Genomic DNA, 14,824 nt, shown 5'->3' with positions numbered 1-14,824 from the left:
CGTATTTAAAGACTTTGCAAATATATTATAAACTTCTATAAAAAATGAAAAAATAAAAGCACTCCGTTTTGAAGTGCTTTTATTTTTTTAGAGAAGAGTTTTTATGCTAAATAAGCATTGTACATCCATACTTCTTTTTCTTGTTCTGTAATATAATCGCTCATTTGTGAGTTGGTTCCTTCGTCTCCGGCTTTTTCTGTTAAGTCTAAAAGTTCTCTTTGTAGGTCTATAAGAACTCTAAAAGAAGCTAATATTCCTTCTACGCATTTATTAGCGTCAGATACTTCTTTGCTTTCTTTGATGGAAGAGAGTTTGAGGTATTCAGAGTAATTGTGAGACGGAGAAGAGCCTAGTGTAAGAATTCTTTCAGCAATTTCATCTATTTTTAAAACTAACCCATTGTATAATTCTTCAAATTTTGGGTGTAGTGTGAAAAACTGATTCCCTTTAATATTCCAATGCGCACCTCTTGTATTTTGATAAAAAACAGAATAATTCGAAAGTAAAATATTTAATTTTTCTGCGATTTTTTTACAGTCAGTTTCTTTAAGTCCAATTATGCTTGAGTTTCTCATATCATATAGTATTTATGAAACAAATTTAATAAAAATATGTATAAATAATTGTAGTCTTAAAATTGTAATTAACTATTTCTATGATATAGGCTAAAAATTAATTTTAAAATGTGCTTCAGTGTGGATTTTTTTTAATTTTTATAAAGTCTAAACTTTGTAATGATAATTATATGAAAATTAACACATTATTTATGTGGAAGTTATTTTGTCAGTTCAAAAAATATTCATACTTTTGCACCCTAAAATATTAAATAATATAAAGCAATCAAATGCCTACTATTCAACAATTAGTTAGAAAAGGAAGAGCCACACTTGCTAAGAAGAGCAAATCGGCTGCTTTGGATTCATGTCCACAAAGAAGAGGCGTATGTACAAGAGTATATACAACTACTCCTAAGAAACCTAACTCAGCACTTAGAAAAGTTGCCAGAGTAAGACTTTCAAACGGAAAAGAAGTTAACGCCTACATCCCGGGAGAAGGACACAACCTCCAAGAGCACTCGATAGTATTAGTACGTGGCGGAAGAGTAAAAGATTTACCGGGAGTTAGATATCACATTGTTCGTGGTGCTTTAGACACTGCCGGAGTAAACGGAAGAACGCAAAGACGTTCTAAATACGGTGCCAAAAGACCAAAACCAGGCCAAGCTGCTGCAGCCCCTGCAAAAGGTAAGAAAAAGTAATCATTAAATTTTAAGGAACAGAACAATGAGAAAAACAAAAGCAAAAAAAAGACCGTTGTTACCAGATCCAAAGTTTAATGATCAATTGGTAACAAGATTTGTAAATAACTTAATGTTTGACGGTAAAAAGTCAATCGCATTTAAGATTTTCTATGATGCACTAGATATCGTAGAAGCTAAAAAAGGAGATAATGAAAAATCTTCTTTAGAAATTTGGAAGGATGCCCTTACAAATGTAATGCCTCACGTAGAAGTGCGTTCTAGAAGGGTAGGGGGTGCTAACTTCCAAATCCCAATGCCAATCAGAGCTGATAGAAAAATTTCTATGGCTATGAAATGGTTAATTAAGTATGCTACTGCTAGAAATGATAAATCTATGGCTCAGAAATTAGCTGCAGAAGTTATCGCTGCTTCTAGAGAAGAAGGTGCTGCTTACAAGAAGAAAACAGATACTCACAAAATGGCAGAAGCTAACAAAGCTTTCTCTCACTTTAAATTTTAATTAAGAAATGAGTAGAGATCTTAAATACACAAGAAATATTGGTATTGCTGCGCATATTGATGCCGGTAAAACTACCACTACAGAACGTATTCTTTTCTATACAGGTAAAACTCACAAAATTGGAGAGGTGCACGAAGGTGCTGCTACAATGGACTGGATGGAACAAGAAGCAGAAAGAGGTATTACAATTACATCTGCTGCAACAACTTGTAGCTGGAACTTCCCTACCGATCAAGGAAAGGCTTTGCCAGAAACTAAACCTTATCACTTCAATATCATCGATACCCCAGGGCACGTTGACTTCACAGTAGAAGTAAATAGATCTTTGAGAGTATTAGATGGTCTTGTATTCTTATTCTCTGCTGTAGACGGTGTAGAGCCTCAGTCTGAAACCAACTGGAGATTGGCTGATAACTACAAAGTTGCTAGAATGGGATTTGTAAATAAAATGGACAGACAAGGTGCTGACTTCCTTAACGTGGTAAAACAAGTTAAAGAAATGTTAGGTTCTAACGCTGTGCCAATCGTATTGCCAATCGGAGCAGAAGAAGATTTCAAAGGAGTAGTTGACTTAATTAAAAATAGAGCTATCGTTTGGGACGATGCAGGACAAGGTGCAACTTTTGAAGTAGTTCCAATTCCTGATGATATGAAAGACGAAGTTTTAGAATATAGAGAAAAACTAGTAGAAGCTGTTGCAGATTATGACGAGACTTTGATGGAGAAATTCTTCGAAGACCCAGATTCAATTTCTGAAGACGAAATCAACGCTGCACTTAGAGCTGCTACTATCGATTTGTCTATTATTCCTATGACTTGTGGTTCTTCTTTCAAAAACAAAGGAGTACAGTTTATGCTAGATGCAGTTTGTAAATATCTTCCTTCTCCATTAGATAAGGATGATATTAAAGGAACTGACCCTAGAACTGATGCTGATATCGTAAGAAAACCAGACGTAAAAGAACCTTTCGCTGCATTAGCTTTCAAAATCGCTACTGACCCATTCGTAGGTAGATTAGCATTCTTCAGAGCTTATTCAGGTAGACTAGATGCAGGTTCTTATGTTCTAAATACAAGATCTGGAAACAAAGAAAGAATTTCTAGAATCTATCAGATGCACGCTAACAAGCAAAATCCTGTAGAATATATCGAAGCAGGTGATATTGGTGCAGCTGTAGGTTTCAAAGATATTAAAACTGGTGATACATTGTCTGATGAAAAGAATCCAATCGTTCTAGAATCTATGATTTTCCCAGATCCAGTAATTGGTATTGCTGTAGAACCTAAAACTAAAGCAGATCAAGATAAATTAGGAAATGCTCTAGCTAAATTAGCAGAAGAGGATCCTACTTTCCAAGTTAAAACTGACGAAGCTTCTGGTCAAACAATTATTTCTGGTATGGGTGAGCTTCACTTAGATATCATTGTTGACCGTTTAAGAAGAGAATTTAAAGTAGAGGTTAACCAAGGTCAGCCACAAGTAGAATACAAAGAAGCACTTACCAAAGTTGCTAGCCACAGAGAAGTTTACAAAAAACAATCTGGTGGTAGAGGTAAATTCGCTGATATCGTATTCGAAATTGGTCCTGCAGACGAAGGTAAGACTGGTCTAGAATTCATCAACGAGATCAAAGGTGGTAACATTCCAAGAGAATTTATCCCTTCAGTAGAAAAAGGTTTCAAAGAATCTATGAAAAATGGTCCTTTGGCTGGTTTCGAAGTTGAAGCGATGAAAGTAACTCTTAAAGACGGATCTTTCCACGCAGTTGACTCTGACCAATTGTCTTTCGAATTAGCTGCTAAAATGGGATTCAAAGAATCTGGAAGAGCTGCTAAAGCGGTGATTATGGAGCCGATTATGAAACTTGAGGTGGTTACACCTGAAGAATATATGGGAGATATCGTAGGAGACCTTAACAGAAGAAGAGGTACTGTAAACGGTATGGATGATAGAAATAACGCTAAAGTTATCAAAGCTTTCGTTCCACTATCTGAAATGTTTGGATATGTTACTTCGCTTAGAACACTATCTTCTGGTAGAGCTACTTCTTCTATGGAATTCGAGAAATACGAACCAGCTCCACAAAACATTGCAGAAGACGTAATTGCTAAAGCAAGAGGTTAATCTTTAAAAATTTAGAAAATGTCACAAAGAATCAGAATAAAATTAAAGTCTTACGATTACAACCTAGTAGATAAGTCTGCTGAGAAAATCGTAAAAACTGTAAAAGCTACTGGTGCTGTGGTTAATGGGCCAATCCCATTACCTACAAACAAAAGAATTTTTACAGTACTTAGATCACCACACGTAAACAAGAAAGCAAGAGAACAGTTCCAACTTTCTGCTCACAAGAGATTGATGGATATCTATTCTTCTTCTTCTAAAACGGTAGATGCTCTAATGAAATTAGAACTTCCTTCAGGTGTTGATGTAGAAATTAAAGTGTGATAATTGCACTTTGCTATGATAAAACCTCCCAAGCTATAAAGTTTGGGAGGTTTGTTTTTACACAGTATGGCGAAAAATTCACCAGTCTTATTTCATTTTTAGAGTTTAGAATAATAGAAAAATAATGCTAACTCATTAAAAATTAAATATTTTTGAAATCTACACTTGCTAATTCAAAAAATAATCGTAAATTTGCACACTCATTTTAGGGAAGAAGTATGCCTATTTCAAACGTAGATATTACTCAAACCATCTAAAATAGAGGGGAAATTATAAACAATTTAAGTATATATAAATAATAATGTCAGGTATTATTGGTAAAAAAGTCGGCATGACATCTTTGTTTAACGAAGAAGGAAAAAACATTCCTTGTACAGTTATTCAAGCTGGTCCATGTGCGGTTTTACAGGTCAGAACCGAAGAAGTTGACGGATATACTGCCGTGCAACTAGGTTTCGATGACAAGAGTGAGAAGAACGTTTCTAAAGCGTTAGCAGGTCATTTCAAAAAGGCTGGTGCTACGCCGAAAGCGAAAATCGTAGAATTCAGAAATGAATTTGAACACGAAGTGAAAGTAGGAGAAGATGTAACGGTTACAATGTTCCAAGAAGGAGAATTTGTAGACGTAACAGGTACTTCTAAAGGTAAAGGTTTCCAAGGGGTTGTTAAAAGACACAACTTTGGAGGTGTAATGCAAGCTACCCATGGTCAGCACAACAGATTAAGAGCTCCAGGTTCTATCGGTGCAGGATCTGACCCATCTAGAGTTTTCAAAGGACTTAGAATGGCTGGTAGAATGGGAGGTAAACAGGTAACTGTACAAAACCTTCAGGTGTTGAAAATTGATCAAGAACAAAATCTTTTAGTAGTAAAAGGTGCTGTTCCGGGAGCTAAAAATTCTTATGTAATTATCAAGAAATGGAACTAGTAGTATTAAATACATCAGGAAAAGAAACCGGAAGAAAAGTTCAGTTAGACGAAGCAATCTTCGGTATTGAGCCTAATCAGCACGCGGTTTACTTAGAAGTGAAACAATACCTTGCTGCACAAAGACAAGGGACTCATAAGTCTAAAGAAAGAAGCGAAATTACTGCTTCTACTAGAAAGCTTAAAAAACAAAAAGGATCTGGTTCTGCTAGATATGGTGATATTAAATCTCCAACTTTCAAAGGTGGGGGTAGAGTATTCGGGCCAAAACCTAGAGACTACAGATTCAAATTAAATAAAGCATTAAAAAGATTGGCTAAGAAATCTGTTCTTTCTCAAAAAATGAGAGATAATTCTATTAAAGTATTAGAAGAAGTAACATTTGCTGCTCCTAAGACTAAAGATTTCATCAATGTATTTAATGCATTAGGTTTGGAAGGCAAAAAAGCATTATTCGTGCTTGCTGATACAAACAAGAACGTATATTTATCTTCAAGAAACTTACCAAAAGTTAAAGTTTTAACTTACAACGAAATCTCTTCTTATGATATCGTAAATGCTGGTGAAGTAGTATTCTTCGAAGGTGCTGTAGAAAAATTTCAAGAAAATTTAAGAAAATAAATCATGTCAGTTATTATTAAACCAATCATTTCAGAAAAAGCAAACAGCCAGTCAGAATTGAGCGGAGTTTATACGTTTTTAGTAGATACTAAAGCTAATAAAATCCAAATCAAACAAGCTGTAGAAGCTGCTTATAGTGTAAAGGTAGAAGACGTAAGAACCATGATTTATGCGCCTAAAGTTTCTTCGAAATACACTAAAAAAGGTTTACAAGTAGGTAAAACCAATAAATTGAAAAAAGCTTTGGTTCAGCTTGTTGAAGGTGAAACCATCGATATTTTTGCAACGAATTAATAATTTTATATAATTAATAGTAATGTCTGTTAGAAAATTAAAACCTATCACCCCAGGACAGAGATTCAGAATTGTAAACAATTTTGAAGAAATTACTACCAACAAGCCAGAGAAAAGCCTTACAGTAGGTCTTATGAAATCTGGTGGTAGAAATAACACGGGTAAGATGACCATGCGTTATACCGGAGGTGGACACAAAAAGAAGTACAGAATCATCGATTTCAAAAGAAATAAATTTGATGCTACTGCTACTGTTGTATCTGTGGAGTACGATCCAAACAGAACTGCATTTATCGCCCTAGTAGAATACACAGATGGAGAAAAGAGATATATCATCGCTCCAAACGGTATCAAAGTAGGTCAAACTGTAGTTTCTGGAGAAAATGTAGAACCTGAAGTAGGAAATGCAATGAAATTGAAAAACATACCATTAGGTACTGTTATCTCTTGCATCGAGCTAAGACCAGGTCAAGGAGCTATCCTTGCTAGAAGCGCAGGTTCTTCTGCACAATTAACTTCTAGAGATGGTAAATACGCAATCATTAAATTACCTTCAGGAGAATCTAGAATGATTTTAGTAGAATGTATGGCTATGATTGGTTCTGTATCTAACTCTGATCACCAACTTACCGTTTCTGGTAAAGCAGGTAGAAGCAGATGGTTAGGTAAAAGACCAAGAACTAGAGCTGTAGCTATGAACCCTGTAGATCACCCAATGGGAGGTGGTGAAGGTAGATCATCTGGTGGTCACCCAAGATCTAGAAACGGTAAACCAGCTAAAGGTTACAAGACTAGAAAGAAAAACAAAGTGTCTAACCGTTACATCGTATCTAAAAGAAAATAATTATGGCAAGATCACTTAAAAAAGGACCTTTCATCGCTCATCATTTAGAAAAGAAGGTTCAGGCAAACATAGAACAAAATAAAAAAACAGTTATCAAAACATGGTCTAGAGCATCTATGATCTCTCCAGACATGGTTGGTCAAACTATAGCAGTACACAATGGGAAATCTTTTATCCCAGTATATGTAACTGAAAACATGGTAGGACACAAGTTAGGCGAATTTTCTCCAACGAGATCTTTCAGAGGACACAGTGGTAACAAAAATAAAGGTAGCAGATAATCATGGGATCAAGAAAAAGAGAAAGTGCATTAGCACGTAAAATAGCCAATCAAGATGTTGTGAAAGCAGCTCTTAACGATTGCCCTTCTTCTCCAAGAAAAATGAGACTCGTTGCTGATATCATTCGTGGAGAAAGTGTAGATAAAGCTCTATACATCCTTAAATATTCTAAAAAAGAGGCTTCTAATAAATTAGAAAAACTTCTTCTTTCTGCCATTGCAAACTGGCAAGCAAAAAACGAAGGTGCTGATATAGAAGCGGCTAATCTTTTTGTGAAAGAAATATTTGTAGATAGTGCAAGACAACTTAAGAGATTAAGACCTGCACCACAAGGTAGAGGTTACAGAATTAGAAAAAGATCTAATCACGTAACATTAATATTAGGTAACAAACAAGATAATCAATAATCAAAGGTATGGGACAGAAGACAAATCCAATTGGTAATAGATTAGGAATCATCAGAGGATGGGATTCTAACTGGTTTGGTGGTAACGATTATGGAGACAGAATCGCAGAAGACTACAAAATCAGAAGATACCTTGAAGCTAGATTATCTAAAGGTGGTATCTCTAGAATCTACATCGAGAGAACCCTAAAATTAGTAACAGTAACAATCACTACTGCTAGACCAGGTCTTATCATCGGTAAAGGTGGTCAAGAAGTTGATAAACTAAAAGAAGAATTGAAAAAGATAACTGATAAAGATATCCAAATCAATATCTTCGAAATCAAAAGACCAGAACTAGATGCAATTCTAGTAGCAGAAAGTATTGCTAAGCAAATAGAAAACAGAATTTCTTACAGAAGAGCTGTTAAAATGGCAATGACTAGCACCATGAGAATGGGCGCAGAAGGTATCAAAGTTCAAATCTCTGGTAGATTGAACGGAGCTGAAATGGCAAGATCAGAATCTTTCAAAGAAGGAAGAATCCCATTGTCTACTTTCAGAGCAGATATCGATTATCACATCGGTGAAGCACTTACTCAGTACGGTAAACTAGGAGTGAAAGTTTGGATTATGAAAGGCGAAGTGTACGGCAAGAGAGAATTATCTCCACTTGTTGGTCAACAGAAAAAAGCACCAGCTGGTAAAAAAAGAGACAGAAAATAATTAAAATTTTAGATCGAAATTTTGAATTTTAAATTACCGTTACTTTTTTAAAATCTAAAATCTAAAATCTGAAATCTAAAATCTAAATTAGAAAACATGTTACAACCAAAAAGAACGAAATTCCGTCGTGTTCATAAAATGAAAATGAAGGGAAATGCGCAAAGAGGATCTCAACTTGCGTATGGAACTTTCGGAATTAAAGCGATAGACGGTGCTTGGATCACTGCAAGACAAATTGAAGCTGCGCGTATCGCTGCTACAAGATATATGAAAAGAGAAGGTCAACTATGGATCAAAATATTCCCAGATAAACCTATCACCAAAAAACCAGCCGAAGTAAGGATGGGTAAAGGTAAAGGTGCTGTAGAATATTGGGTAGCTGTAGTGAAACCTGGTAAAATTATGTTTGAAGTAGGAGGTGTACCTTACGAAGTTGCTAAAGAAGCTTTAAGATTGGCAGCTCAAAAACTTCCTGTAGTTACCAAATTTGTAGTAGCTAACGATTTTGTTCAACCTCAATAATCTTTGAAAAATGAAAAAAGCTGACATCAAAAATCTAAGCGCAGGAGATATTAAAAATCAATTAGCTGCTCTTAAAGCTGATTACACTAAAATGAAATTAGCGCACAGAATTAGCCCGATTGAAAATCCTATCAGTATCAGAGATTTAAGAAGAACAATCGCAAGACTTGAAACTGAGTTAACTAACAAACAATAATTTCATTTTATCATGGAAAGAAATTTAAGAAAAGAAAGAATCGGAATAGTTTCTAGCAATAAAATGGAAAAAACCATTGTAGTTAGTGAAACTATGAGAATGAAACATCCAATGTACGGTAAATTCGTATTGAAAACGAAAAAATATACCGCTCACGATGAAAACAATGAGTGCAACGAAGGGGACAAAGTTCTAATTCAAGAAACAAGACCTTTGAGCAAAAATAAAAGATGGAGATTAGTAAGTATAATTGAAAGAGCTAAGTAATGTTACAAACCGAATCAAGATTAAAAGTTGCTGATAACACTGGTGCAAAAGAGGTACTAGTAATCAGAGTTCTAGGTGGAACTAGAAGAAGATATGCTTCTGTAGGTGATAAAATCGTAGTTACTATCAAAGATTCTACTCCATCAGGAAATGCAAAAAAAGGACAAGTATCTAAAGCAGTTATCGTAAGAACTAAAAAAGCAGTAAGAAGAAAAGATGGTTCATACATCAAATTCGACGACAATGCTTGCGTTCTTCTAAATGCTGCTGGAGAAATGAGAGGAACTCGTGTTTTCGGACCAGTTGCTCGTGAATTGAGAGACAAAGAATATATGAAAATCATTTCATTAGCTCCTGAAGTATTATAATTTTAAAAATTTTAAAAAAAATGGCAAAAGTTAAAATAAAAAGAGGAGATAACGTAATCGTTACTACTGGTAAAAACAAAGGTAGTAAAGGTGAAGTGCTAGAAGTGATTAAAAAAGAAAACGCTGACCCAAGAGTTATCGTAGCTGGTGTAAACGTTGTTAAAAAACACGTAAAACCATCTGCAGCTAACCCACAAGGTGGAATCGTAGAAAAAGAAGCATCAATCAATATTTCTAACGTATCTTTAGTAGATGCTAATGGCAAAGCTACTAAAGTAGGTTATAAAGTTGAAGGTGATAAAAAAGTAAGAATTGCTAAAACAACAGGTAAAGAAATCTAATTATGGAATACGTAGCAAGACCCAAAAAATTATACAAAGAAAAAATTGTTCCAGCTATGATGGAAGAATTTGGGTACAAATCTATTATGCAAGTACCTAAATTAGAAAAAATTGTTGTGTCTCAAGGTTTAGGTGCTGCAACTGCAGACAAAAAAATCGTAGACTATGCAGTAGAAGAACTTACAGCTATCACTGGTCAAAAAGCAGTAGGTACATTATCTAAAAAAGATGAGGCAGCTTTCAAATTAAGAAAAGGAATGCCTGTAGGTGCTAGAGTTACGCTTAGAGCTGACAAAATGTACGAATTTTTAGATAGACTTACTTCTTCTGCTTTACCAAGAATTAGAGATTTTAACGGTATCAAAGCCGATGGTTTCGATGGTAGAGGTAATTACAACTTAGGGATTACTGAGCAAATTATCTTCCCAGAAATCGTGATCGACAAAGTGAAAAAAATCCAAGGGATGGACATCACTTTCGTTACTACTGCTAAAACTGACAAAGAAGCAAAAGCATTATTAACTCATTTCGGTTTACCGTTTAAAAAGAACTAAGAAATGGCAAAAGAATCAATGAAAGCGCGTGAGCGCAAAAGAGAAGCACTAGTTGCTAAATATGCTGCTAAAAGAGCTGCCCTAAAAGAAGCAGGTGATTATGAAGCACTTCAAAAATTACCTAAAAACGCTTCTCCTGTAAGATTACACAACAGATGTAAATTAACAGGAAGACCAAGAGGCTATATGAGAACTTTCGGTATTTCGAGAGTTACCTTCAGAGAAATGGCTAACAATGGTCTTATCCCGGGAGTTAAAAAAGCAAGTTGGTAACAATTAGTTTTTAATCGAGATAAATAAGTTTGTTTGGTTGGATTCTTTCCAGCTTCCAGCCAAATAAAAACTGTTTATCATTCACCAATAATAATTTAAAAAAGAAAAATGGTAACAGATCCAATTTCAGATTTCCTAACTAGAGTAAGGAACGCACAAAGCGCAGGCCACAAAGTGGTGGAAATTCCTGCATCAAAAATCAAAAAGGAGATTACGAAAATCTTATTTGACCAAGGTTATATTCTAAACTATAAGTTTGAAGATAGCGCAGTTCAAGGGACTATCAAAATCGCTTTGAAATATGATAAGCAAACAAACAAACCGGCTATTAAGTCTATCCAAAGAGCTTCTAGACCAGGTTTGAGAAAATACGCTGGTAGTGAAGAATTGCCAAGAGTATTAAATGGTTTAGGTATAGCTATCATTTCTACCTCAAGAGGAGTAATGACTGATAAGAAAGCCAGAGAAGAAAAAGTAGGCGGTGAAGTAATCTGCTATGTTTATTAATTGTATAAATTAGGAAGAAATGTCAAGAATTGGTAAATCAATTATAGAAATTCCTGCAGGTGTTACAGTTACTGTAAACGATAATGTAGTGACTGTGAAAGGCCCTAAAGGTGAGCTTTCTCAGGAAATTACAGGCGGAATTACTCTTGAGCAAGAGGATGGTAAAATCACTGTAAGTAGACCATCTGAAGCTAAAAATCATAAAGCATTACACGGTCTATACAGAGCGTTAATCAATAATATGGTGGTAGGAACCTCTGAAGGTTTCACCAAAAAATTAGAATTAGTAGGGGTAGGTTATAGAGCATCTCACTCTGGTCAAAAACTAGAATTAGCTCTAGGTTTCTCTCACGGTATCGTATTAGAACTTCCAAAAGAAATTACTATAGATACTCTAACAGAAAAAGGTAAAAACCCAATTATCACTTTGTCTTCTTATGACAAACAACTTTTGGGTATGGTAGCTGCTAAAATTCGCTCATTCAGAAAACCTGAACCATACAAAGGTAAAGGTGTGAAATTCGTTGGTGAAATAATCAGACGTAAAGCTGGTAAATCTGCTTAAAAATTAAGACAATGGCATTAACAAAAGTACAAAAAAGAGATAGAATTAAAAGAAGAGTAAGAGGGAAAATCTCTGGAACTTCTTCAGCGCCAAGACTTTCTGTTTACAAAAGTAACAAAGAAATCTACGCTCAATTAATTGACGATAAAGAAGGTAAAACCTTAGTAGCTGCTTCTTCTAGAGAAAAAGGAGTAGATGCTAATGGTACTAAAACTGAGGTTGCAACTGCTGTAGGTAAACTAATTGCTGAAAAAGCAAAAGCTGCAGGATTTGAAAAAGTAGTTTTTGATAGAAACGGTTTCGTATATCACGGTAGAGTAAAAGCTCTTGCAGACGGTGCTAGAGAAGGTGGTTTGAAATTTTAAAAATTAAGAAATTATGTTAGGATTTGATAATATAGAAAGAGTAAAACCAGGTGGTCTAGAACTTAAAGATCGTCTAGTTGCTGTAAATAGAGTAACTAAAGTAACCAAAGGAGGTAGAGCTTTCGGATTTTCTGCAATCGTAGTAGTAGGTAATGAAGACGGAGTAATCGGTTTCGGTTTAGGAAAATCTAAAGAAGTAGCATCTGCAATCGCGAAAGCTGTAGAAGATGCTAAGAAAAATTTAGTAAAAGTTCCTGTAATGAATCATACAATCCCTCACCAAACTTCTGCAAAATACGGTGGTGCTGATATCTTCTTGAGACCAGCTTCTCACGGTACAGGACTAATTGCAGGGGGTGCGGTAAGAGCGGTACTAGAATCTGCAGGTGTGCATGATGTACTTTCAAAATCTAAAGGTTCTTCTAACCCTCACAATGTAGTAAAGGCGACTTTCAAAGCATTGTTAGACATCAGAAGACCAGAAGAGATTGCTAGAATGAGAGGTGTATCATTATCTAAAGTATTTAACGGTTAATTTTTTGAAAAATGGCAACAATTAAAGTAAAACAAGTAAGAAGTGCTATTGGTAGAACTAAGACCCAAAAGAGAACTCTTGAAGCTTTAGGTTTAAAGAAACTACACCAAGTAGTAGAGCACGAAGCTACACCATCTGTACTAGGTATGGTAGCAGCTGTAAGACATTTAGTAGAAGTTCAGGAAAACTAATAAATTTTTAAAAAGATGAATTTAAATAATATTCAACCAGCATCTGGTGCTACTCATAATTCTAAAAGAATAGGTAGAGGGCAAGGTAGCGGAAAAGGTGGCACTTCTACAAAAGGTCACAAAGGGCAAAAAGCTAGAGCTGGTTATTCACAAAAAATCGGTTTTGAAGGTGGACAAATGCCTTTGCAAAGAAGATTACCAAAATTCGGATTTAATAACATCAGCAGAAAAGAGTATAGAGGAATTAACCTTGATACTATCCAAGCATTAGTAGATGCTAAAAATCTTACTGAAGTTACTAAAGAAGTATTGGTAGAAAATGGTTTAGCATCTAAAAATGACTTAGTGAAAATCTTAGGAAGAGGAGAAGTGAAATCTGCGGTTTCTATCTCTGCACATAAGTTCACTAAATCTGCTGAAGAGGCTATTTCTAAAGCAGGAGGCAAAGCAATCACTCTTTAATAAAAACAAATGAAAGGTTTTATTCAAACACTTAAAAACATTTGGAGCTTACAAGAATTGAGGGACAAGATACTTGTCACTCTTTCTTTGATTCTAGTTTATAGATTTGCATCATATATTTCACTCCCTGCCATTAATATGGCAGAGGTGGGTGATTTATTAGATCATTTTCAAAAACAAGGAGGTAATAAACAAGCTGCAGGTCTTCTAGGTTTATTGTCATCTTTTACAGGAGGTGCTTTTAGTCACGCTTCTATTATGGCATTAGGGATTATGCCTTATATTTCTGCTTCCATCATAGTTCAATTGATGGGATTGGCAATTCCTTATTTGCAAAAACTACAAAAAGATGGCGAAAGTGGTAGAAAAACTATTAATCAAATTACAAGATGGTTAACTATTGTTGTTTGTCTAGTACAAGCACCATTCTATCTTGGGACTATTACACAAGCTTTTTTACCGTACGAACAATTTAGATCTGCATATTATATAGATCCACAGTCTATTGCATTTTATGTGCCAAGTATAATTATATTGGTAGCAGGTTCTGTATTTGCAATGTGGTTAGGTGAAAAAATTACCGACAAAGGTATAGGAAATGGTATTTCAATTTTAATTATGGTCGGAATTCTATCTAGACTTCCTTCTTCTTTTATCCAAGAATATACTACACAAACTAGTAATGGTGGATTAGGAAGCATTATGATTCTTATTGAAGTCCTTTTCTGGCTGTTGGTTATCTTATTAGCTATCGTAATTTCTGTAGCGGTAAGAAAAATCCCTATTCAGTATGTAAGTAGAGCGCACGCAACAGGTGGTCTTAATAGAAATTTACTTCAAGGAGCTAGACAATGGATTCCTTTAAAAGTAAATGCTTCAGGAGTTATGCCTCTAATTTTTGCACAAGCATTAATGTTTGTACCAGGTCTCTTAACAAAATTTGATGATACCAATACCTTCCTTGCTGGGTTCAAAAACCCATTCAGCTGGCAGTATAATGTATTGTTAGTTTTATTAATTATCATCTTTTCTTATTTTTATACTGCTATCACAATTCCAGTGAATCAGATGGCAGATGATTTAAAGAGAAATGGTGGTTTAATACCAAAAGTAAGACCAGGGCAAGACACTGCAAACTATTTAGATGATATTTTATCAAAAATAACTTTGCCTGGTGCAATATTTTTGTCTATCTTTGCAGTCCTTCCGGCATTAGTGCACGGTACCTTTGTTCAGACTGAAGGATTCTCCCATTTTTTCGGAGGAACTTCGTTATTGATTATGGTAGGTGTAATATTAGATACAGTTCAGCAAATCAATACGTATTTGTTGAACCATCACTATGACGGATTGATGCAATCTAAATTATCTAGAACATCAAACTTATAAAG

At 35.0% G+C, this 14,824-nt stretch carries 26 protein-coding genes; 25 read left to right on the top strand and 1 reads right to left on the bottom strand.

Annotation, left to right across the window (positions count from 1 at the left end):
• Positions 1-101: 101 nt before the first annotated feature.
• The gene (locus tag IEW40_RS04785) at positions 102-575 is read right to left on the bottom strand and encodes a Dps family protein (protein ID WP_188616945.1); all 474 of its coding nucleotides are present in this window, start codon (positions 573-575) and stop codon (positions 102-104) included.
• Between the two features lie 269 nt (positions 576-844).
• Between IEW40_RS04785 and rpsL the strand changes: the two genes are divergently transcribed.
• The 25 genes from rpsL (at position 845) to secY (ending at position 14,822) form a co-directional block, all read left to right on the top strand.
• Positions 845-1,258 carry a 30S ribosomal protein S12 gene (rpsL, locus tag IEW40_RS04780; RefSeq protein WP_002983146.1) on the top strand — a complete coding sequence of 138 codons (414 nt, stop codon included), beginning with the start codon at positions 845-847 and terminating at the stop codon, positions 1,256-1,258.
• Between the two features lie 25 nt (positions 1,259-1,283).
• The gene (rpsG, locus tag IEW40_RS04775; protein WP_188616944.1) at positions 1,284-1,760 is read left to right on the top strand and encodes a 30S ribosomal protein S7; all 477 of its coding nucleotides are present in this window, start codon (positions 1,284-1,286) and stop codon (positions 1,758-1,760) included.
• Positions 1,761-1,767: 7 nt separating this feature from the next.
• A complete protein-coding gene (fusA, locus tag IEW40_RS04770; RefSeq protein WP_188616943.1) occupies positions 1,768-3,885 on the top strand; it encodes an elongation factor G in 2,118 nt (705 codons plus the stop codon).
• Between the two features lie 18 nt (positions 3,886-3,903).
• Positions 3,904-4,209 (top strand): 30S ribosomal protein S10, encoded by a 306-nt coding sequence (gene rpsJ, locus IEW40_RS04765; RefSeq protein ID WP_002661363.1) that lies wholly within the window; start codon positions 3,904-3,906, stop codon positions 4,207-4,209.
• Between the two features lie 301 nt (positions 4,210-4,510).
• On the top strand, positions 4,511-5,137 hold the full coding sequence (rplC, locus tag IEW40_RS04760; protein ID WP_188616942.1) for a 50S ribosomal protein L3: 627 nt from the start codon (positions 4,511-4,513) through the stop codon (positions 5,135-5,137).
• Entirely contained in the window at positions 5,128-5,757 is a 630-nt protein-coding gene (gene rplD / locus IEW40_RS04755) for a 50S ribosomal protein L4 (protein WP_188616941.1), read from the top strand. Before rplC ends, rplD begins: the two co-directional genes overlap by 10 nt.
• A 3-nt stretch (positions 5,758-5,760) precedes the next feature.
• Complete coding sequence (gene rplW, locus IEW40_RS04750; RefSeq protein WP_069800885.1) at positions 5,761-6,051, top strand: 50S ribosomal protein L23; 291 nt, start codon at positions 5,761-5,763, stop codon at positions 6,049-6,051.
• Between the two features lie 22 nt (positions 6,052-6,073).
• A complete protein-coding gene (rplB, locus tag IEW40_RS04745) occupies positions 6,074-6,895 on the top strand; it encodes a 50S ribosomal protein L2 (RefSeq protein WP_188616940.1) in 822 nt (273 codons plus the stop codon).
• A 2-nt stretch (positions 6,896-6,897) separates the two neighbouring features.
• Positions 6,898-7,176 carry a 30S ribosomal protein S19 gene (rpsS, locus tag IEW40_RS04740; RefSeq protein ID WP_069800889.1) on the top strand — a complete coding sequence of 93 codons (279 nt, stop codon included), beginning with the start codon at positions 6,898-6,900 and terminating at the stop codon, positions 7,174-7,176.
• Between the two features lie 2 nt (positions 7,177-7,178).
• On the top strand, positions 7,179-7,583 hold the full coding sequence (rplV, locus tag IEW40_RS04735) for a 50S ribosomal protein L22 (RefSeq protein WP_188616939.1): 405 nt from the start codon (positions 7,179-7,181) through the stop codon (positions 7,581-7,583).
• An 8-nt stretch (positions 7,584-7,591) separates the two neighbouring features.
• Positions 7,592-8,287, top strand: a complete 696-nt coding sequence (gene rpsC, locus IEW40_RS04730; protein WP_069800893.1) for a 30S ribosomal protein S3 — start codon at positions 7,592-7,594, stop codon at positions 8,285-8,287.
• 96 nt (positions 8,288-8,383) lie between these two features.
• The gene (gene rplP / locus IEW40_RS04725; RefSeq protein WP_188616938.1) at positions 8,384-8,809 is read left to right on the top strand and encodes a 50S ribosomal protein L16; all 426 of its coding nucleotides are present in this window, start codon (positions 8,384-8,386) and stop codon (positions 8,807-8,809) included.
• 10 nt (positions 8,810-8,819) lie between these two features.
• Positions 8,820-9,005 carry a 50S ribosomal protein L29 gene (rpmC, locus tag IEW40_RS04720; RefSeq protein ID WP_188616937.1) on the top strand — a complete coding sequence of 62 codons (186 nt, stop codon included), beginning with the start codon at positions 8,820-8,822 and terminating at the stop codon, positions 9,003-9,005.
• A 9-nt stretch (positions 9,006-9,014) separates the two neighbouring features.
• Positions 9,015-9,272, top strand: coding sequence for a 30S ribosomal protein S17 (gene rpsQ / locus IEW40_RS04715; RefSeq protein ID WP_104793860.1), 258 nt, complete (start codon positions 9,015-9,017; stop codon positions 9,270-9,272).
• Positions 9,272-9,640: a 50S ribosomal protein L14 gene (rplN, locus tag IEW40_RS04710; protein ID WP_069800901.1), complete on the top strand. Its 369-nt coding sequence runs from the start codon at positions 9,272-9,274 to the stop codon at positions 9,638-9,640. Before rpsQ ends, rplN begins: the two co-directional genes overlap by 1 nt.
• A 20-nt stretch (positions 9,641-9,660) precedes the next feature.
• On the top strand, positions 9,661-9,981 hold the full coding sequence (gene rplX / locus IEW40_RS04705; RefSeq protein WP_188616936.1) for a 50S ribosomal protein L24: 321 nt from the start codon (positions 9,661-9,663) through the stop codon (positions 9,979-9,981).
• Positions 9,982-9,983: 2 nt separating this feature from the next.
• On the top strand, positions 9,984-10,535 hold the full coding sequence (gene rplE, locus IEW40_RS04700) for a 50S ribosomal protein L5 (protein ID WP_188616935.1): 552 nt from the start codon (positions 9,984-9,986) through the stop codon (positions 10,533-10,535).
• A gap of 3 nt (positions 10,536-10,538) precedes the next feature.
• Positions 10,539-10,808 carry a 30S ribosomal protein S14 gene (gene rpsN / locus IEW40_RS04695; RefSeq protein WP_069800908.1) on the top strand — a complete coding sequence of 90 codons (270 nt, stop codon included), beginning with the start codon at positions 10,539-10,541 and terminating at the stop codon, positions 10,806-10,808.
• A gap of 108 nt (positions 10,809-10,916) precedes the next feature.
• Positions 10,917-11,315, top strand: a complete 399-nt coding sequence (rpsH, locus tag IEW40_RS04690) for a 30S ribosomal protein S8 (protein ID WP_188616934.1) — start codon at positions 10,917-10,919, stop codon at positions 11,313-11,315.
• 19 nt (positions 11,316-11,334) lie between these two features.
• Complete coding sequence (gene rplF, locus IEW40_RS04685; RefSeq protein ID WP_188616933.1) at positions 11,335-11,880, top strand: 50S ribosomal protein L6; 546 nt, start codon at positions 11,335-11,337, stop codon at positions 11,878-11,880.
• A gap of 11 nt (positions 11,881-11,891) precedes the next feature.
• A complete protein-coding gene (gene rplR / locus IEW40_RS04680; protein WP_188616932.1) occupies positions 11,892-12,245 on the top strand; it encodes a 50S ribosomal protein L18 in 354 nt (117 codons plus the stop codon).
• 13 nt (positions 12,246-12,258) lie between these two features.
• Positions 12,259-12,780: a 30S ribosomal protein S5 gene (rpsE, locus tag IEW40_RS04675; protein ID WP_188616931.1), complete on the top strand. Its 522-nt coding sequence runs from the start codon at positions 12,259-12,261 to the stop codon at positions 12,778-12,780.
• Between the two features lie 11 nt (positions 12,781-12,791).
• Complete coding sequence (gene rpmD / locus IEW40_RS04670) at positions 12,792-12,971, top strand: 50S ribosomal protein L30 (protein ID WP_188616930.1); 180 nt, start codon at positions 12,792-12,794, stop codon at positions 12,969-12,971.
• Between the two features lie 15 nt (positions 12,972-12,986).
• A complete protein-coding gene (gene rplO, locus IEW40_RS04665; RefSeq protein WP_188616929.1) occupies positions 12,987-13,433 on the top strand; it encodes a 50S ribosomal protein L15 in 447 nt (148 codons plus the stop codon).
• A 9-nt stretch (positions 13,434-13,442) separates the two neighbouring features.
• Positions 13,443-14,822 carry a preprotein translocase subunit SecY gene (gene secY / locus IEW40_RS04660; RefSeq protein ID WP_188616928.1) on the top strand — a complete coding sequence of 460 codons (1,380 nt, stop codon included), beginning with the start codon at positions 13,443-13,445 and terminating at the stop codon, positions 14,820-14,822.
• Positions 14,823-14,824: the final 2 nt, after the last annotated feature.

Source organism: Cloacibacterium rupense (assembly GCF_014645495.1).
Classification (GTDB): Bacteria; Bacteroidota; Bacteroidia; order Flavobacteriales; family Weeksellaceae; genus Cloacibacterium; species Cloacibacterium rupense.
This window is presented reverse-complemented; position numbering and strand designations above follow the sequence as displayed.